Raw genomic sequence first — 19,680 nt, forward strand, 5'->3', positions numbered from 1 at the left:
TTATCTTTTTATAAGATTAAATAGAATAGATTTAAGATAAAAATATTTGAGGAAGAAAGTGGTTGTGCTATTAAATTTAAAACACATAAAGTATCAAAATTGAACAAACAAGAAATAATCTGGTTAGCGAGTACAATTACATTCGTATTAATACTGATTGCAGTGATTCTTGACAAAGATGTTTTTAGCTTAAATTCATCAATTTCTATACAAATTCATGATGCATATTATGTTATCAATAATTTATATGTCGCTATTCCGATCGGAGTGTTTTTGATGTTTGGAGTGTATTTTATAAGAGTATTAAAAAGTAATTACTCCGACTTAACTATAGATTTAATTTTTTTAGCTTCACTCCTTTTACTAATGCTCTCAGTTTTCAACTTAAAAATGTTTGTTACATCAATGGAGGAACTTTCTGGCGGCGTTGGTTTTCCTCCTTTGAATCAAAATTATATTGAAGAGCCCATAGAATCACCATTTGGTTTAATAGAAAACATATTGAGCATTTTTCTATTAGTTTTAAGTTTGATACTAATTTATAGCGGATATAAAACCTTTAAACAGTTTAGCTCAAGAAGTTAACTTTTATGTAAGAGTTATGATTTACAAATTTTATTTTCTGTTTTGGTTTACATTAGCTTTTTCACTCGATGTTTTTGCTCAAACTCATTCAGACTGTTTCAAAAATTATAATTTATCAGATTCACTAGCTATTGAATGGCAACAAGATACTATTGGATGTAAGGAATTAAGATTAAAATATTTGTCCATATTTATGGATGGAGATGAGTTAAAGGGGATGTCAAAACAATGTTTATTAGAAATATTCAGTACTCCGAATTATCATGACTCTGGCAACACTACAGAATACTTTCTTTATTTTATAGGGAACAGATGTGAAAATAATGAATATACAGAAGATTCTGATTTAATAGAATTGTGGATAACGATTAAAGAAAATGCCATATTTAATTATGGGATAGAGATTAATTGTGGATAGTAACCTAATTATTAAAACCTTTACTTCTTCAACTTACTAAAGTGTTGTATAGAAAACAGATAGCCGAATGAGAATGTAAGCGTTCTGGTTTGAAACGTGAGTGTTTGCTTGTTAAACTGGTTGAGAATCTCATCGAAATTGTCGGAGTCGCTACTAAATGTGACCTCTTGTGGTAAAATACTTTGCTGCCAACGGCCTTCTAAAAATATTACACCATCATTAATTTTATATCGTATTCCTGCACCTGCCAAGTAGTGGATATTAAATAGCTTAGCATGTTCTGCATCTTGGGCTTCTGCAACTGAGGTAGGACTCTCTAAAGGGAAAGAAGGCTCCAATTGACCATTATTATCGGTGTATTCAATTTGCCATTCGTAGATTTCACCATTGTCAAATGTGTTTTCAATTAAGTAGTTAACTGCCAAGCCACCTTTAATAAATAATTGAAAACGGTTTTTAGAAATTATATTCCATTGTATACCCGACGCAAACTCTAAAAAGGTAGGGTAGGTATCGCCCGATAGATGATAAATATCTGTTGGGTAATTTTTAGCAGCTACTCCATATGTATCGGCTAATGTTTGGTCAATATTATCTTGTCCAATATAAGTACCCGGTATATTGTATTTGCCTGTTCTTAACCTAAGTGTTTGATGTCTTTCAGTGTAGATAAGGTTCTTAAATAAAATCAGTCTTTGATTTAAGTATTGGTTGTGTACCAAGGCTATGCTAAAGCCTTTGTTATTTTTAGATACATTGGTTTTTGCTTTGTGCAAATTTTGCCCAACTGTTACTCCAATTTCACGCGGAGTAGCTCTAAACATTTGGTAGTAATATCGAAATTTTTCATCCTCGTTGGTCGGGTCTATATCTGGGTTTTCTTGTAAAAGCTTTTGCATAGAGGCATAGGCCATACTATCTTGCTGAGTCTGCACATAGCTGCTAAACAGTAGATAATAGGCATCATCTCTTAAATAATTTGGTAGATTATCGATGTGATTTTCCAGCTTTAGCACTTTAAATACTTTACCATTCTGGTAGTCAAATTGTGCTTGCTCATAGGCTTGCACACTACTTTGGTTTTGTGCTATAAGTTTGCTGCTAAAAAGCAAAAGGCTTAACAACACCCACAAACAAAAGCTGCTATTACAGTTTACTTTATTCACAAATTTTGATTGTTTCATAATCTAACATCTTTAAGCCGAATTTTTGCCATTCATCTTTCGTGAAAGTTTTTCTGTTCAATTGCTCACATAGATTTTCTGCCATCATATCCATATCTACAGGGTATGCCCTTAGCTTAGACTGGTTACTTACAAGCAGATACTGGCTATTTGGTGTAAAGGCAATTGATTGAGAAAAACTAAAATCGTCGTGCATCTCGCGGGGTTTGTTATCTAGTGAAGACAAATGGCGCAGCAACACTTTTCCATCTAAACTCACTGACGCTAAAAACTGTCCATCATCAGAAAAAGTAATGTCTTTTACCACTCCTTTATGGCCATAGAGGTAGTGTATTCCTTCGTTTGCTTTTTCAAAATCTAAGAGTACAATCTTACCACTTGCAAAACCTGCTGCCACTAGATTACCCTCATTATTAACTGTTAAGCTGGTGCCTATATCAGATAACAGGTCTGAGTAAAGCATTTTAGCTTTCTTATTCTCTAAAGGAGACTTTGCATATAGTTTCCCTTTTGCATCTAGAAAAAGTACGTCTCCATTTGGTAGTGTTCCTAAAGCCCTAATACCTTGGCTGTGTTCCAGTAAAAGTTTAGAAGTTTTACTTGCTACATCCCACTCATATATTTTTCCATCTAAAGAGGCTGAATACAGTTTTTGACTCGAATAAGAAAAAGCAACACTAGTTACTGCAGAAGCATGTGCTAGTAACTTTGTTTCTTTATTTTTTGAGAGCTGATATAAATAAACACTGTTTTCATCTTCATTGGCGAATGCCGCCCATGCTCTATCTGGAGAAACAGTTAATGCATCGTTGAAAAACTTCTTAGTAATCTTAGCCGACTTTGTTTTAGCACTAAATAAGGTTGGTCTGGTATAAACAGACTTTTTATTCTTACCCAAAATGTTGTTTGTGGTATCCCATTCCCAGATGCCCATTTCACCATTATAGCCAGTTATAAAACATTGATTATCTATCGTTTTTAAACTCGAAATGGTTGTGCGATCATCAAACACAGTAAATACATTGTATTCTAATTCTTTAATAGCTTTTGTCGCATCATACAATGCATTATAAATATCAGGGTCGAATTTCGGACCTTGGTAATCTCGATGGATTTTTCTAGCATGCAGTGCTATCAAACTTTTTGTAGTGGGGTCGTCTACTGCCAAACTCTTCTCTGCCATATACGAAACTAACGACAGCGCTTCCGAAACATCATTTAACCGCTTTGCATAGTCTTCGGCTTCTTGCGCATTTTTTTCGGCAAGTCGTTTTTGTGCCATTGCCTCTTTACTGTTTTTATTGGCTCTGTCTTTAAGGATTTCGGCTTCTTGTCGCTTTACTTCAGCTAGTTTTCTTAAAGAATCTGATTCTTCTTTTTCATATTCAGCTCGCATAAATTGCTGCAAAGCTATATCTAATGCTGAATCGACTTTCACTTTTTGCCGCTCGGCTTCAAGTCTTTGCCTTTCAGCTTCTGCACGTTGTTTTTCTGCTTCTATTTTTTGCCGCTCGGCTTCTTCTTTTTGCAGTTTTGCTTCAATTGCGGCTTTTTCTGCTAGTGCTGCTTCTTTAGCCGCTTCTGCACTTTTAAAGTATGCCAAAATACTAAGCCCAACAGTGGCTAAGAACAAGAAAAGCAGTAAGTAAATAAGTCTACGTTGTTTTCTGGAAGCCCTTTCTTTTTCTAATCGCTTAATTTCCTCCTCTCTCTTTTCTTGAAGAATACGATCCATTTCTTTTTTACGCTCGTCTTCTTTTTTAAGAAGCACTAACTTGGCATCTTCACTCGCATGAATATAGTGCTGATGTAAGCCAGTAGGAGCAGGCTGTTTCTTTTCTTCTTGTGCCGATTCTAACCACGCACGCGCAACGTCTAATTCCTTTCCTCTTAATAATAAATCCTCACTCTTTTCTCTTTCTGCCCATTCAGAAGCTCTTCGTTGCCATTTGGTATGGCTTTGTACGTATTCTCTATCTGTATCTAGCGTAAAAACCAATTTGCCAAAAGTGGCTTCAAAGTCCTTTCCTTCGAAATCTATCCACTGCACTTTTTTCAAAGATTCAGGAATCTTTGTTTCATCTGTTTTACGCCAAACAACAGGTATAAATCTTTTATTTAATTCAGAAGCAAATAAAACTTCTCGCTCACAAAATTCAGACTCGATAGAATCTGGTGAAATAATAAATAGAAAGTTATCTGAGCTTTCAATACCATTTAAAATCTCTTTTTCGAAGTCACTTCCATCAGCAATACTCTCTTGGTCGAACCAAGTAGTTTTGCCATACACTTGCAGTTTGTTATTAAGTCTTCTGGCAAAATCAGCATCTTTTCTCGAATAAGATATAAAAACCTCAGTTTTTAGCTGGCCAACTTTAGCCTTACTTGCAGCTATAAAATCTTGATGTAATTGGGTAGGTAAGTGTTCCCCTCTTCTTAAACCAGCTTTTAGCCAACCTTCTGCTTCTTCGAGATTAAAGCCACGTAGCAAAATACTATCTGTACAATCTAGACTTTGCCAGCGGACTGCTTGCACTAAAAACTGTTTGTGTTTAAGAATGTAATTTTCATCTTCTCTTAGCTGAGCGATTAGCTCATCAATGTCTTTTTCGTAATCCGTTTTGTCTTTGGTAGATCTCAGCTTTCTGTTTTCATCATTATTGGTAAAGTTGATATGCTGAATATACCTGATGCTATCAGGAATTTCATAGTCTTCTACTAGCTCTACCATTAAAGGAATTACCCTTTTATTAAATGAAAGTGCATGGTCTAATTCTCTTAAACAAAACTCTGACTTGACAGAGTGTGGAGAAATTAAAAAGATGAGATTATTCGCTTGCTGAATACCTTCGAAAATAGCGTCTTCATAGGAGTCTCCAACTTTAATATCAGACTGGTCTACCCACGTGGTAAAGCCATTTCTCATTAAAGAATGATTGATTTTTTTGCGATAAGCTTTGTCTTTATTGTCGTAAGCAATAAAAACATCGGTCATCATATTTTCTCCATTCTTGCGAGCTTCAGAAATATACTCACAATGCAATGCAGAAGGTAGGCAAGGTACTTCTTCTCTAAGTGTTGATAGCAGCCATTTTTCTACTTTATCGCGATCTTTACCCACTGGCAAATGGAGTGGGCTACGCTGATTTTCTTCCCAATAAAGTGCTTGATTGAGTAGTCTTGTATGCTCAAAAACAAATTGTTTTCCCTTTTCGATAAGTGTAGAAAGCTGTTCTACACCATGTTTAAAATCATCTATTGGTTCCCATTTTTCTAATGGAATATTTTGATCTTCAGCCTCACGCATGTACAACCAGTTCAGTTCAGCAACTTTTGGATGTAATATGTCTAGATTGCGCTCAACATGTAAAATGGGAATTATTCGCTTACTATAATGTAGTGCTAGTTCGACTTCTTTTCTACAAAATGTTGAGCGGTTTGCGTGGGGGGCAATTAAATATATAAAATTATGAGACTTGGCAATGCCAGAGTCAATACGTTTTTGAAAGTCTACACCCAATTCAATATCATCCTGATCTAACCAAACCCGATAATTTTTTTCTTCTAGTTTCTTTTTTAATCGAATTGCCAACGCCTTACTTTCATTTCTGCCATATGATATAAAAGCATCGTAAGTATCTATTGTTAAGGTAGTTTTCATGCGTTGATCTTTGGCTTTTATTTGGTTTTTAAGGTCGCTATTGATTATTGGATTTATTATATTTTTTACCTTATTGTAACATTTGTTTTGATAATCTATTGTAAAGAACGCAGGAGGGGGGGAGTTATCGCAGAAGATTGAGCTAGAGATTAAAATATAGAATTGGTAATAGTATAATTCACTTTGTTAAAACATTGCTATTGGTTTTATATAAGAGTATAAAAATGGAAATAGCACTCTTGTTTCTTTAAAAAATTTGAAAAAAAGAATACAAAAAATAAAAGCTTGAAACATAAGTAAGTTTATATTTCAAGCTTTTAGGTAACTCGACTTATTGGATAAATATGATTTTACTTAATCATGATGATTTCATTCTTTAAAGTTTCTAATGTTTTTATATCCTGAATTTTAATTAGATAGATACCAGAAGGATAATTGCTAACATCAATTACAGAATTATTTAAGTGGTATGTTTTCTCAAATGCTACATTTCCTTGAATACTACTTAATTTAACATTGTATGTGGCATCACTTACCATATTTATAAATATATTAGAATATGCAGGATTTGGATAAACGAACACTTCTTTATTGTCTCGCAAAGTTTGAATATACTTTACATTTGAGTATCTAAAACTGCCATCATTATCTACTAACTTAAGCATATAATATACTTTGTCATTAAATTTACAAAGGCTTTTATCTGAATAAGAATAGCTACTTCTATTATTGGTAGTTCCTGCTCCATCGATAATTGTAACCTTATCCCAATCTTTGCCATCGTAAGATCTCAATAGCTCAAAATGCTTGTTGTTAGTCTCCTTGGCTGTTATCCATGATATTTTTGGAGTCTTACCGATCATCTCTGTATCGAAAGAGATTAATTCTACTGGCAATAAAGATAAATCTGTAAAGGTGTAAAAAGACGATGGATCTAGTTGGTTGTTGTATTCAGTTAGTAGCCAGTCAGACGATCTTACTATAGTTGAAAATCTTGTTTCATCTATTAGGCCATTAAAGTATCTGCTATCCAATGTATTACCACCAATATGTATTTCTGTGTTATCGTCTAATAATTGAGTTCCTGTACCAGCAGAGCTTCCTTTCAACTCACCATTAATATACAATTCTTTTGAACCATCGCTACCATCTCTTGTAACTGCTACAAAGTACCAATTAGAAGTCGAAACCGAAACTGTGCTAATTTCTAAATTGTCATAAGCACATCCACCTCCATCTCCAAAAGCAAGACGGTTATTTCTTAAAGCTATAGGAATCATATCATCAGCACAACCAGAAAAGTCTGACCAAATAATGCCAGAGCCTCCATATGCAAAGGCATTCGCATTTGCACCGAGAGAAGTAGGATTTATCCATGCAGAGATCGTAAAAGTAGAAGGAGTTTGATTATTTACTGAGATATAATCATTTACTCCATCAAAATATCGACCATTACCAATTATTCCACTTGTACTGCTTGAACCATTGTTAGTGCCATCTAATCCATTTACTGTTCCATCTGTTACACTATCTAAATGTAAAACTCTTTCGAAATTACTATCCCACACATCTGTGGTAGAAGGGTCTGTTGCGATAGAACTATTACCATAATACATTTCAATACTAGTATTAGAGCTACTACTTAAAGTAGGAATACCTACCCAAACAACTAACTCGCCTGTAGCTGGATCATATTTTTCTATTTGGTGGTCTAAAATCGTAGATTGGTCGTCGCTGGTAAAAATGATATCGTAGCCATTTGCTTCTTCAATATTGCCACCATTGTCTACATGCTTTAAATCATCTTCTATTACACTAATTAAAAGTGGAAACTGAGTAAGGTCACCTGCTACTTTAGTGTGGTCTACTTCAATGGTTTGCATGAAGTTGTATCCAGTCGGTTGAGCATAACTATATAAATTGAAGCCAATAAATAGAATGGAAAGCTGTAAAGGTTTTCTCATAATGATTCTAATAAGCTTGGAGTTTAATCTGATTTAGAGAGATAGTTTTTAGGTATAAATCTCATTCTCTATTCACAGATATTAATAAATTTATTGTTTTGGTGAGTAACGCTCTACATGGTGTTATAAATTAGACTGTACATTGTTAACAAAACTTAATGTCACATTAAATGTAATATACAATATAAAAGAATTTAAAAGCTTGGTTATAATAATTCACAAGAGGTAAGAATCATGTAACTTCTTCCATTAATGATCTCATTAGTTTATTATCTAAATTTTACCAGACTAGCCTAGTACACTTTCAAGATAATCTAGTTATAGATTTGAGTAGATATGTATCGAGATTTTGTAATTGGGTCACATCCAAAATCACCTAAAAATAGAGGGGCATTTTTTTTAAACAATAAGCAACTGTTATGTCTAGAATTTTATTTTCGCTTTTTATTCTATGTTCTATATTTATTTCTGCTTGTAAAGAGACACCAAAAGAAATTATTATAACCGAAATTAAAGTAGAAGCTCCTTTTGAGATGCCCGCCATAAAAACACCAGACTTTAGCCAGTGTGAAAAGATATTAATCACAGATTTTGGGGCAAAACAAGGCAACAAAGAGGCTACAACAAAAGCCATAGCAGATGCGATTAACAAAGCAAACACAATTGGAGGTGGTGTAGTAGTAATACCTGAAGGAGAGTGGCTTACTGGCAAAGTTCATCTTAAAAGCAATACTAATTTGCATTTAGAGAAAGGTGCCACACTATTATTTTCTGAAAATCCAGCTGATTACCTACCAGCAGTGCAGAGTACTTGGGAAGGTATGGAGTGCTTTAATTATTCTCCACTAATTTATGCTTTTGAGTGTGAGAATGTGGCTATAACAGGAGAGGGGGAGTTACAAGCTAAAATGGATACATGGAAAGTTTGGTTTGCTAGACCCAAAGCGCATATGGAGAACCTTAAAATACTATATGACATGGCTGCTAAAGATGTTCCCGTTGAAGAAAGGCAGATGGTGAACGATACAGCGAACTTTAGACCTCAATTTATACAATTTAACCGATGCGAAAATGTGCTGCTAGAAAACATCAGTATTAAAAACAGTCCTTTCTGGGTAATACATCCATTTATGTCTAAAGATGTAATTATTAGAGGAGTAAAAGTGTTTGCACATGGCCATAATAACGATGGAGTTGATCCAGAGATGAGCCAAAATATGCTCATAGAAAACTGCATTTTTGATCAGGGTGATGATGCCATTGCTGTTAAATCTGGGCGAAACCAAGATGCATGGAGACTTAACATGCCAACCAAAAATGTGGTAATTAGAAACTGTCTGGTAAAAAACGGGCATCAACTTTTGGCGATTGGTAGTGAATTATCTGGCGGAGTAGAAAATGTATATATGGAAAATTGCGAGGTAGAAGAAGGGGCAAAACTCAATCATTTACTATTTATTAAAACCAATGAAAGACGTGGGGGATACGTGTCTAACATCCAGGTGAAAGACATTAAATGTGGTAAAATTGACAAGGGAGTTTTGGGAATTGAAACAGATGTACTTTACCAATGGCGCGATCTGGTACCTACCTATGAACGCCGTTTAACACCTATCAAAAACATCTCAATGAAGAATGTGAAAGCCGCTGATGTTCAATTTATTGCAAGAATATTAGCCGAAGAAGAAGAACACGTAGAGAATGTAAACCTAAAAAACATACAAGTAGATACAGTCCGCGAAACAGAAATCATTCAAGAGAATGTAAATGGTTTTAAGTTTGAATAGTTACTAACTCCAACAGTTAAAAGCTTGAACTACTACTTAAAATGCTTATAATACCCTCTTTGTGAACTATCGTAGAGTTTCACCATTGAGTACTTTAGACTATGTATAATGTTTTTCTGCTTATTGCGATTATCGAATTGATAGCCAAATGAGACAATGTCTTCTTTGTATTTCTCTGAGATTAACCTATGCTTCTTTCTGCAGAAGAAATGAGAATAATGCTCAAACCTTTTCTTTGAGCGCTTTTTTTTATGCGGGAGTTTCGAACTTGGTAAGTTTAATTTTTCACAAATACCTTCGAATCCCTGCCGTAGATTCTCAAATTTAATAATATCGTCTACCAACAAGTTACCATCTTTGCATTTTAAGTAAGAAGATTGGGGGTATAGATGATCTCCCCGAAAGTGCTTGTTTTTTGGTGGATAAGTTAAATGCTTTTTAAAAGGAGCATGTTTATTAATAAAGCTGCTGAATGTACCCCTCACTTTGCAATCTTTCTGAACCCAATAGTAATCAGACATTGCCCTAGACCATGGGTTTCTAACTATTGTAAATTTATAGTACTCATCCCAAGTCTCTTTTGAGACAAGCTCCAAATCTAATAGCTGGCTTGCTGTTGCATGGTGTAAATGAATTTTTCTTTCTGGACACCACCCTGTTAAGTTTTCGTAGTTTGGTTCTTCCCAGTTAAAAGGTTTTACACCAAAATAACTTTCCACACTAGACCCAGCACATTTGGGTATATGGATAAAAATAACTTTGTGCTTATGTGAGATCATAAAGTAACTTCAGCCTAAGCTGAAGGCAAGTTTGTTTGTCAATAATGTAATTTAAATAATGGTAGTAAAACTAATATAATTTATATTAGTTGCTATACTAATTACCTTATATGTAGAATAAAACCCCTATTTTTTGCCGTTTATACTATTTTTTCAATAGCTCATCATGTTTTAATAGGTAATTCTATTTCTACAAATACTGAATTGCAATATTTAATTAATCGTCTCTAAAGCGGGAATTTTAAGAAAGAATGATGTACCAGTTCCAACTTTACTTTGTAAGTTAATTTCGCCATTGAGTTTATTTAAACTCTCTTTTAATATATATAAACCTATACCAGAACCTGGTTTCAAATCATTCGCACGATAAAACATATCAAATACTTTATCTACTCTTTCAGCTTCTATACCTATTCCATTGTCACTTACTTTGATCTCAGCAAATGTGGTGTTTGAGTTGACTAATATTTCAATTTTATGTTCACTTGTATAATCTTTCAAGAACTTAAATGCATTAGAAAATAGATTGTTCAATATGATATTAATTCTCAATTTATCGGTGTAAAAAGCTTCCTCTCCTTCAATGTTTACAATAATTTCAATATCCTTTTCTTGAATTGCCTGATGGTATTCTATAAGTATTAAGTCTATAGTTTCTCGCCAATTTACAGCCTCACCTTTTACCTCTAATCGACTATTACGGGAGTAATCAAGTATGTCTTTAATAAAGTGGTCAAGTTTATTAAGTGTTTTTACCTTAAGCGTATTTAGGTGATTTATCTCCTCTAGATTTGTGGAATTTAGTGCAATTTGAGAAAGACCAATTGCAGATGCTATTGGTGCACGTAAATCGTGTGATACGCTGTAAACAAATCTATCCAATTCAGTATTGGCTTTTTCTAAGGCTATATTTTTTTCTCTTATTTTCGCTTCACTTTTTTGTGCATTTTCTTTAGCCTTAATCAGTTCTTGCTCATACAATTTAATTTGCGTAACGTCTATATTTATGCCTACTAATTTATTTGCATCCTTACTTTGCTTGAATGGGCCACCAGATGCCAAAATATATCTCTTTTCGCCATCAGGTCGTATAATAGCATATTGATAGCTAGATATTCTTTCCCCTTGCGAAATTTTATTAAACACTTTTATTACTCGCTCTCTATCCTCAGGACACAAAAGATCTTCCCAAATATTATTATTACTGGCAAACTCTTCTTTAGATATACCAAAAATATCATAAAGTACATCGTTCCATTTTCCTTCTTCTGCTTGGGTATCGTACACCCATACACCTAGTTTGGCTGTTTCTATCGCCAAATCTAATTGATCGTTTATCTCTCTCAACTCCTGAGTAATCTTCACTTTATCAGAAATATCCATGATAATGGAATTCCAAATAACCGATCCATCTGGCATTTTTTTAGGCATTCCTCTACCTTCTGCCCATTTTATTTTGCCATTTGGTAATAAAATTCGATACTCTTTTTTCCAAAGAGATAAATCCTCTGCAGATTTTTTAATTGAATCTGAAAAGCTACTTAAGTCTTCTGGGTGAAGGCGCTCCCTCACTAAAGAAAAATTATCGAGGGCTTCTTGATGTGGTATTTCGTGTAGCTCTTCAGCACCTTTACTTAAATAAAGCAGCTTTTCAGAAAAATCAGGATTGAGTTGATATTTAAGTACCACGCCAGGCATACTATCTGCCATTGCCTTATAATCTTCTTGACTTTCTTTCCATTTAATTTCAGCTTTCTTTCTATGAGTAATATCCTGAAACGAGCCAAATAATTGACTTACATTTTCATATTTATTCTTACGCACAGAGCCACGAGCAATACAATATTTTATATCGCCTTTACTTGTAATTGCTTCAAGTTCAACTTCGAAGGGCTTGGTATGCTCTATGGCGTCTTCTACACATTTAGTTAATTTCTTAAAAGAAGACTCAGAAAAAAGCTTACCATGATTTTTAAATCTAGGTGCACCATTTTTTTCATCCAAATCAAAAATGTTAAATATTTCTTTTGACCAAATAACCTGATCTTTTGCGACATCCCACTCCCAACTACCTACCTTTGCAATTGACTCTGTCTGTTCTAGTAAGGCTTTTTGGGCTTTTAAACTGTTTTCAACTATTTTTCTTTGGGTAATATCTAGTATTATTGTATCCCATTCAATGGCGCCATCTTCTTTTTTTTCTGGTATTGCTAACCCTTCTAACCATTTTATTTTTCCACTCTTGGTTTTAATTCGCCATTGGCTGTTCCATTTAGTCATATTTGAAGCAGATTCCATAAGTTGCTGACGCATTTGAGGTATATCTTCTTCAAAAGCTATTTCCCAATGAAGATTGATATTATTTAGCGCATCTTCTTTAGGTATTTCCCACAAATCTTCTGCTTGGTCTGATAGAAATACCAATCTATCTTTTCCATCGGCATCAATTCTGTATTTTAAAACTGCACCAGGTAAATTGTTTATTATATTTTTAAACTGAGTTCTTTGTCTTTCGAGTTCAAAAGTACGCTCTTGAACCATTTGCTCTAGCATATTTTTATAAGTGCTAAGCTCTTCGTTTAATGTAGTGAGTTCCTCATTAGAGGCTTTAATCTCTTCATTTGCAGCCTGTAATTCATCAATAAATTCTTTCAACTCAGATTTAGATTCAATAGGCTTTACATCATAACTAGCCACTGTAAATCTCATATTTCCCATTATCACCTGAAATACCAATAAATACAATTCTTCTGAGGTATTTTCTGTAAAAGGAGTAATTGTTACAGAAAACTGCTTCTTGGTAGGTTGATTAAAATTATAAAAAACAGGAACCCTGAGTGTTTCTTGATACTTTCGACACTCTCCAAATATGGACTCAAATACATCTAAAAATACTTTACTAAAAATATCATTAATATGCTTTTTACTCTGATCAAAAAATAGTAAACCTGCTTCATTAATCTTTTTTACATTGCCTTTATCATCAATCAGAATAGCTAATGGAGTAAAATTATCTGCGACAAAATCCTGAAAACCGTTATTAGAGTCGTGCATCTTTAATTAAAAGTACTTGCGTCTATTAAAGTAATATCTTATAACTAATAGAAAAGATCTTAAAATAGATATTTTACATTGTTACTTGCAAAAAAAAGCAACAAAAATTAATGCGCTTAACTATTATTATGTTAAGTTTTAAAAATTTGTATTGAATTGATTCTAGAATGCTACATCCGTTTATTTCCAAAACTGATTTAGATTAATTTGCTATTGATATAGTACTATTTCAAGATATTGCTTAATTACATATTTTATCTACACTTCATTTTTCTTAACAAGAATAGAGAGGTTTTATATTTTACTAAATGGAATTTAGACGTCAGTTAGAGATTACTTAAATATTCTTAAATAAAATTATTACTTAAATATCAGCAGTATTTACTCGAATAAATATAACAATGTGCACAAAAAGTATTACTCATAAGATCTCAATAAGTCATTAAGCTCCAAATACTTATATTTTATCATCTTTCATAAGTCTATTTTGAGCTATAAAATGCTATTAGTTATTATTTAATCAACACTATTATTTTCTTTTACTTCTACTCTATAAGAGTCAATTTTATTTTACATACATTTTCGTAAATAAAAGAAATTACATGTATTTAATTCTGATATTTATTTTTTAAGCAAAATTAAATTTGACTTTTATAGTATTTAATCATTAATTTTAATGTAAATCAAAAAGGTTGTCAACTGTATTATCGCATATAAAATATGCTTTTCTAACCAGTAATTTGCCTGCAAGCTCATACTAGTAACACAATTTAAATTTTCACTTCTCGACTTTTTAGCCAGAGCCAGACTTAGATGCTTTGATTTAAAAAATAAATTGAGGCATAGTAATTTTTCATCATTTAAATCCAATCTTATGAAAACTACTATGGAATTTAACACATCGTTAGCCCTAAAAAAGCCCAAATAATTGATAAAATAAACAATTATGTAATTGAGGTTTGCTTGACTGATAAGAGTAAAAAAATTGCATATAAACTCAGATATGATGCATATATAAAGTCTTATGCAAACCTTAAAAATGATACAGGCTTATTATTTGATCATTTTGATGATGCACCAAACTGTAAAACTCATCTGATATGGTATGACAATAAACCAGTAGCTACAATAAGGAGCTGTATTTGGTCTGACAAATACCAATGGATGCCTACAGACTCTGTAGAGCATTTTAGTGATGATATTAGAAAAAAGTTGGGGAAAATAAATCTATTAGAATCCAATAGATATGCAGTTTCTCCAGACTTTCAAGGTAGACAATCTTTGTTTGCTCAAATGCTTTGTTTTAGAATTCATGGTTTAAATTCTATCGTACACCATTGTAATCATATTATCACTCCGGTAGTACCTAATCATGTGCCTTTTTATAAAAGATTTTTAGGGATGGAAGTTCTAAGTGAAAAGCCTAAATATTTCTCATGGATTGGTACAGAAGCAGAATTATTAGTGGCTGAAAGATCGACATCTAAAGAGATCGCTTTAAAAAGAGGAATGCCGAATTATAATACTGAAGATGCACAGAATTATGCTCGCATAGCAAAACTCGATTTTAATGAAACCTAAAACATTTTAAAATCATGAGTACTGTAGAAAAAGAAGTTAACTGGAAAAGTTATGCACAAAAGTACGATATGCTACTTTCATACAATCCCTATTATCAGCAATTATATAATGAAGTATTATCCTATACCAATAATTGGGACACCTTTCCAAACGATATTCTATTAGATATTGGAGCAGGAACAGGTAATTACTCTACACAGCTTGCTTTGCAACATCCTCAAGCAAATATTATCCATATTGATAATGACAAGGGAATGAACTTAGAGGCTGCTAACAAGGCTAATTTTTTAGGTTTAAAAAATCATATAATTACTGACAAAAATATTCGCGAAGTTGTATTTGCCCATAATTCTGTAAAAGGAATTATAAGTATTCATGCTTTATACACATTTCCAAATCCGACAGAAATAATAAAAAGAATTTACAATTGGCTTGTCCCAAATGGCAAAGTAGTCTTGGTTGATGCAGGCAGAATTGTAAATGTAATTAGTTGGCAAATTGCCATAGGTTATCATTTATTAAAAAATTATGGCCTTAAAAAAACACTAAGTATTATGGAAGAAGGCAAAGAGGTGAGTAAACAAAATAGTGTAATTAGGCAAATGCAGAAATCAGGTAAATTCTGGATGCACTCACACAAAGAATTTTGTAGTGCAATAGAAGATGCCGGTTTTATTATCGAAAATGCTCATAAAACATTTAGAAATGTGAGTGATTTTGTGGTTGCTAGAAAATAGAGATTCCAATAAATAAACAAGTAAAATAAATACTTACTATTATGGCTAAAAATTTACTATTCGCACTGAGTAGTACTAGCATGTTATTTACTAAATCTACAGTAGTACTTCTCATTTTTGTAATTATTGTCTATCTGCCTATTTTATCAGAGGCTCAAAAAATAGAATCGCATTATGTGGTAAATGCCGGAGCTGGAAGAATGGAGAACAGCTCTATTCATATCACATATTTTATTGGTGATTTTATAAGTTATGAATCTTCAGTAGCGCAAAATAACATTATCCATTTGTTATCTGGTGAGGTTCAGCTATATCCAAATCCTGTAAAATCTGTCCTTCACATAGTTTCTAGTCTTTCTAATCTAAGTAAAATACGTGTATTTGATACAAACGGAAAACAGGTATTGGATGCCAACCTTATTGAGCAACAAGTAGACTTAGGGCAGCTTCCTAGAGGAATGTACCTTGTGAAAATTATGGATCAGCATGATAAGATTATCACCTCTTCAAAAATTATTAAAAGCTAATCCTTAAGCCATGAAAAAGACAACAATATCATTCTTTATTTGCATGTTAAGTTCTGTTCTAATAACATATGCACAAACTCCTCAAGCATTTAATTATACGGGTTTTGCTGTTGATGAAAGAGGCAAAGAAATATCAAATAAAAATATTTCGGTACAAGCCTCTATTCTAGATGGTGCATTCGATGGGTCAGTTATATATCAAGAAAACCATGCAGTTCTAACTGATTATAAAGGCTTGTTCTCAATTAAAGTAGGAAAAGGAACCAATGGAATTGGTCTGTTTGAAAACATAGATTGGAGTAGCACATCTAAATTTTTAAAGATTGAAATTGATCCAGATGGAGGTAGTAATTACCAGTTTGTTGGCTCAGTAGAACTCTTGTCTGTACCATATGCACTTTATGCGGGTACAACTAGTAATACCAACGACGATGATGCTAATCCTGAAAATGAACTAATCACTAATGCTGTTTTAAACGGTTCTGTACTAGAAATTTTAGAAGCAGGCACTACAACATACATAGATTTAAGTGGTTTACTAAACTTAGTTTCAGATAATGATGCTACTAATGAGCTCCAAGATATCAGTCTAGAAGGAACAATGTTATCCATCTCTAATGGAACAACTATCGATTTGGCTTCAATTCTTGATGGGAATGAAGATGCTGATGCTGACCCTCAAAACGAATTACAGACTTTAAATTTAAATGGTAATGTAATAAGTTAAGTATTAGTGATGGGAATGAAGTAGTTCTTCCAACCTCTATCTACGAGCGGAGGTGCTTACTATTATTTTGATGCCGATTTGGATACTTATGGCGATCCAAATCGACCAGTTTGGGTGCCTTCAGATTTAGAAGCTCCACAGGGTTTTGTGTTGCAAACGGGAGATTGTAATGATGCAAATGCATCTATCAATCCTGGTGCTACCGATGTTGCTGATGGAATTGATAATAATTGCGATGGGCAAACTGATGAATTAGATACAGATGGAGACGGTCTGGCAGACAATCTTGATAATTGTCCTTTAGTGCCAAACCCAAACCAAGAAGATTTTGATGGAGATGGCATTGGTGATTTGTGCGATAGTGATGATGATAACGATGGCGATCCTGACGTTACAGATTGCGAGCCACTAAATGCATCTATTAATCATAATCGCTCTAAAATTTTTAATGGCATTGATGACAATTGCAATAATTTTGTGGATGATGTTTGTTATGAAATTGATGGAAATGATAACTGTTCGCAAGCTGACAACCTTGGTTCTCTATCAGATACTGGCTCCTCAAAATTTGAACCTGGAAGATTGACAACTAAAAGAACAACGATAATAACAGATCTAGCTGAAGAAGATTGGTATACCTTTGAAGCTATTGATGAGACTCAATTTATTGACAGATTCAATGTCAAAATTCAACTTAATAATACCAATTATAAAATGGACATTCATAAAAACTCTTGTACTAACAAAATTGCCACAAGTGTATCATTCTTCAATGAAGATGGTGGTTTAGGTGATGATAGCGCTATCTATTATATAAGAGTTTATTTACCAATTCAGCCAAGTAGTAATTTATGTCAAGACTATCTTATAAGTATTACTAATGGTATTTAATACATTTTTATTTCTTGAAGTTTTAACTCCGTATTTATTCAGATATCGAATAAAAAAATCCCTCATAGCTGAAGCTATGAGGGATTTTTAATTAATTCTTTAGTAATCTGATATTAGAAATTTCTTGATTTTCAAAATGAAGTCTCAATATATAAACACCTGCTTTTAGCTGTTTTTGTGAAAGATCAAATTGAATTTCTGTTCCTTGTTGGTTAGAAATATCTATTGGCATTTGGCGACCAAAAGCATCTACCAAACTCGCATTTACTAATGCAGCTTCTTTCTCTCCTAAACTCAATGAAAAATTGTTATTTATTGGGTTTGGATACACACCAAACGCAGTTGTAGTTACCTCTAAATCGAGTTCACTAGCAGCAACTCTTTCATTGCCATTGTACACTCTATTAACTTGTCCATTCCATCCAAGATCATCGAAAAGAGCAAGGGTAACCTCTCCCGGATCTGGAAAAGAAACTCCTCTAGAAAGGAATGGTACCATTAAGCCATTTTCTGTGCCACCATAGGTTAAATAATCGAGGTGAGAGTAACTAGAACCAGATAACCACATATCTGTAAAACCAGGAATATCGCCAAAAACTTCTGAATCTAAGATGGTAAATATTTCTGCACCTTTACCATTGGTAGCTTTTTTAATTCTAGGGCCTTTTGCATTTAAGGAACCACTCAATAGCATATCTCCTAAAGCTGTAGAATAATTAGGGTAACGACTGTCTTTTAAGATAGATTTATTTTCTGGAGAATACATTAACCTGTCATAGATGGCAGGTAAAACTGGATCAGGAATACCAAATCCGTAAGAACCAATACCTGTTTCATTACTTACAGTCATAGATCCAAAAAATCCCAAACCGTGACCTATTTCATGTAGAACTACACTTCTAAAATCGTAATCAGTAGAAGGAGTTAGACCATCTGTGCCAAAATACCAATTAGGAAATACCGTGCTAAACCTTGCTATAATATCATACTCACTTGGTATTAAGTCTTCACCTGCTAATTTATCAGCCAATGCATTACCATACCAAGAGTCTCTTTCGAGGCCAGGAGTGTTTGAAACAATATATGTAGAACCTGCTGAACCAAGCACACCTGTACCAAGTGGTTGAAATGCTGCTGCTACATAAATAGGAACATCAGAGTCAATTAACGTAGCCCAAGTATCTACCGCAGATTGAAACGCTATAGCTGCCGCTAAAAATTGATCATCACTAAAAGTAGGGTCAAAATTGTAGTAATCTACATAAATAGTAGCTCCAGTACCGCTTCCCTTCTTTTTGTTTTGATCACTTGATATTTTAAATGAAGCTTTGTTAGAACTTAATGTAATATCACTAACAGAGTTATGGTGCTCTAGTGATACATCATCATGTGTGTGCATATTACACATCAGTTTTCCATCTTCAGAAATTGTTAATTGGCTAACTGAACCTGGTAAAGCATATTCGGTTTGAGCAAATAGATTATTACTAGTCCATAGAAAAGCAGATAACAGTAAAAACTTTGTTAAAATGCTCGTAAATGTTTTAATCATAGTGTAAAATTTAAATAATTGAACTAAAAAATAGACGCTCCCTTGAAGTATAGCCTATCAAGCTAAAAAATAAGGCACAGCAAACCTCTGTTAACTCATTTCAATTGTTTTTTGAGTTAAAAAAGCAAAGCAAGTAATCCTTGTTCTACAAGAGAAGCAAAAAGATAGTTGGGGTTATAAAAAATTAAAGTGCAGCTAGTATTTGGATTGAATACAGCATGAAAATAATTTAC

14 protein-coding genes are annotated in these 19,680 nt (G+C 33.4%); 8 read left to right on the plus strand and 6 right to left on the minus strand.

Features of this window, described 5'->3' with window-relative positions; genetic code table 11:
- Nucleotides 1-99: 99 nt before the first annotated feature.
- A complete protein-coding gene (locus OQ292_RS36480) occupies nt 100-585 on the plus strand; it encodes a hypothetical protein (RefSeq protein WP_284689210.1) in 486 nt (161 codons plus the stop codon).
- Between the two features lie 16 nt (nt 586-601).
- Nucleotides 602-1,003 (plus strand): hypothetical protein, encoded by a 402-nt coding sequence (locus OQ292_RS36485; protein ID WP_284689211.1) that lies wholly within the window; start codon nt 602-604, stop codon nt 1,001-1,003.
- Nucleotides 1,004-1,023: 20 nt separating this feature from the next.
- Here OQ292_RS36485 and OQ292_RS36490 read toward each other — a convergent pair whose 3' ends face one another.
- The 3 genes from OQ292_RS36490 to OQ292_RS36500 form a co-directional block, all read right to left on the minus strand.
- Nucleotides 1,024-2,187: a hypothetical protein gene (locus OQ292_RS36490; RefSeq protein WP_284689212.1), complete on the minus strand. Its 1,164-nt coding sequence runs from the start codon at nt 2,185-2,187 to the stop codon at nt 1,024-1,026.
- Nucleotides 2,162-5,848: a TIR domain-containing protein gene (locus tag OQ292_RS36495; protein ID WP_284689213.1), complete on the minus strand. Its 3,687-nt coding sequence runs from the start codon at nt 5,846-5,848 to the stop codon at nt 2,162-2,164. Before OQ292_RS36495 ends, OQ292_RS36490 begins: the two co-directional genes overlap by 26 nt.
- A gap of 350 nt (nt 5,849-6,198) precedes the next feature.
- Entirely contained in the window at nt 6,199-7,812 is a 1,614-nt protein-coding gene (locus OQ292_RS36500; RefSeq protein WP_284689214.1) for a DUF2341 domain-containing protein, read from the minus strand.
- A 419-nt stretch (nt 7,813-8,231) separates the two neighbouring features.
- Between OQ292_RS36500 and OQ292_RS36505 the strand changes: the two genes are divergently transcribed.
- Nucleotides 8,232-9,599, plus strand: coding sequence for a glycoside hydrolase family 28 protein (locus OQ292_RS36505; RefSeq protein WP_284689215.1), 1,368 nt, complete (start codon nt 8,232-8,234; stop codon nt 9,597-9,599).
- A 32-nt stretch (nt 9,600-9,631) separates the two neighbouring features.
- Here OQ292_RS36505 and OQ292_RS36510 read toward each other — a convergent pair whose 3' ends face one another.
- Nucleotides 9,632-10,378 carry a sulfotransferase family 2 domain-containing protein gene (locus OQ292_RS36510; protein WP_284689216.1) on the minus strand — a complete coding sequence of 249 codons (747 nt, stop codon included), beginning with the start codon at nt 10,376-10,378 and terminating at the stop codon, nt 9,632-9,634.
- Nucleotides 10,379-10,591: 213 nt separating this feature from the next.
- A complete protein-coding gene (locus OQ292_RS36515) occupies nt 10,592-13,432 on the minus strand; it encodes a PAS domain-containing sensor histidine kinase (RefSeq protein WP_284689217.1) in 2,841 nt (946 codons plus the stop codon).
- 963 nt (nt 13,433-14,395) lie between these two features.
- Here OQ292_RS36515 and OQ292_RS36520 point away from each other — a divergent pair.
- The 5 genes from OQ292_RS36520 to OQ292_RS36540 all read left to right on the plus strand — a co-directional run bounded on the left by OQ292_RS36520 (nt 14,396) and on the right by OQ292_RS36540 (nt 17,895).
- Nucleotides 14,396-15,013, plus strand: a complete 618-nt coding sequence (locus OQ292_RS36520; RefSeq protein ID WP_284689218.1) for an N-acyl amino acid synthase FeeM domain-containing protein — start codon at nt 14,396-14,398, stop codon at nt 15,011-15,013.
- A 14-nt stretch (nt 15,014-15,027) separates the two neighbouring features.
- On the plus strand, nt 15,028-15,750 hold the full coding sequence (locus OQ292_RS36525; RefSeq protein WP_284689219.1) for a class I SAM-dependent methyltransferase: 723 nt from the start codon (nt 15,028-15,030) through the stop codon (nt 15,748-15,750).
- 80 nt (nt 15,751-15,830) lie between these two features.
- Nucleotides 15,831-16,277: a T9SS type A sorting domain-containing protein gene (locus tag OQ292_RS36530; RefSeq protein WP_284689220.1), complete on the plus strand. Its 447-nt coding sequence runs from the start codon at nt 15,831-15,833 to the stop codon at nt 16,275-16,277.
- Nucleotides 16,278-16,287: 10 nt separating this feature from the next.
- Nucleotides 16,288-17,004 carry a DUF8740 domain-containing protein gene (locus tag OQ292_RS36535; protein WP_284689221.1) on the plus strand — a complete coding sequence of 239 codons (717 nt, stop codon included), beginning with the start codon at nt 16,288-16,290 and terminating at the stop codon, nt 17,002-17,004.
- A 78-nt stretch (nt 17,005-17,082) separates the two neighbouring features.
- The gene (locus tag OQ292_RS36540) at nt 17,083-17,895 is read left to right on the plus strand and encodes a MopE-related protein (protein WP_284689222.1); all 813 of its coding nucleotides are present in this window, start codon (nt 17,083-17,085) and stop codon (nt 17,893-17,895) included.
- 91 nt (nt 17,896-17,986) lie between these two features.
- On the opposite strand, the gene OQ292_RS36545 is transcribed toward OQ292_RS36540, so the two are convergent.
- Nucleotides 17,987-19,447: a T9SS type A sorting domain-containing protein gene (locus OQ292_RS36545; RefSeq protein ID WP_284689223.1), complete on the minus strand. Its 1,461-nt coding sequence runs from the start codon at nt 19,445-19,447 to the stop codon at nt 17,987-17,989.
- Between the last annotated feature and the right edge of the window lie 233 nt (nt 19,448-19,680).

Source organism: Chondrinema litorale, assembly GCF_026250525.1.
GTDB lineage: Bacteria > Bacteroidota > Bacteroidia > Cytophagales > Flammeovirgaceae > Chondrinema > Chondrinema litorale.

What these genes read in the sequence shown, in the direction of transcription:
- OQ292_RS36515 (WP_284689217.1), bottom strand. Translation starts at nt 13,432, where the DNA reads ATGCACGACTCTAATAACGGTTTTCAGGATTTTGTCGCAGATAATTTT.
- OQ292_RS36530 (WP_284689220.1), top strand. Translation starts at nt 15,831, where the DNA reads ATGTTATTTACTAAATCTACAGTAGTACTTCTCATTTTTGTAATTATT.
- OQ292_RS36525 (WP_284689219.1), top strand. Translation starts at nt 15,028, where the DNA reads ATGAGTACTGTAGAAAAAGAAGTTAACTGGAAAAGTTATGCACAAAAG.
- OQ292_RS36510 (WP_284689216.1), bottom strand. Translation starts at nt 10,378, where the DNA reads ATGATCTCACATAAGCACAAAGTTATTTTTATCCATATACCCAAATGT.
- OQ292_RS36500 (WP_284689214.1), bottom strand. Translation starts at nt 7,812, where the DNA reads ATGAGAAAACCTTTACAGCTTTCCATTCTATTTATTGGCTTCAATTTA.
- OQ292_RS36495 (WP_284689213.1), bottom strand. Translation starts at nt 5,848, where the DNA reads ATGAAAACTACCTTAACAATAGATACTTACGATGCTTTTATATCATAT.
- OQ292_RS36535 (WP_284689221.1), top strand. Translation starts at nt 16,288, where the DNA reads ATGAAAAAGACAACAATATCATTCTTTATTTGCATGTTAAGTTCTGTT.
- OQ292_RS36490 (WP_284689212.1), bottom strand. Translation starts at nt 2,187, where the DNA reads ATGAAACAATCAAAATTTGTGAATAAAGTAAACTGTAATAGCAGCTTT.
- OQ292_RS36485 (WP_284689211.1), top strand. Translation starts at nt 602, where the DNA reads ATGATTTACAAATTTTATTTTCTGTTTTGGTTTACATTAGCTTTTTCA.
- OQ292_RS36505 (WP_284689215.1), top strand. Translation starts at nt 8,232, where the DNA reads ATGTCTAGAATTTTATTTTCGCTTTTTATTCTATGTTCTATATTTATT.
- OQ292_RS36545 (WP_284689223.1), bottom strand. Translation starts at nt 19,447, where the DNA reads ATGATTAAAACATTTACGAGCATTTTAACAAAGTTTTTACTGTTATCT.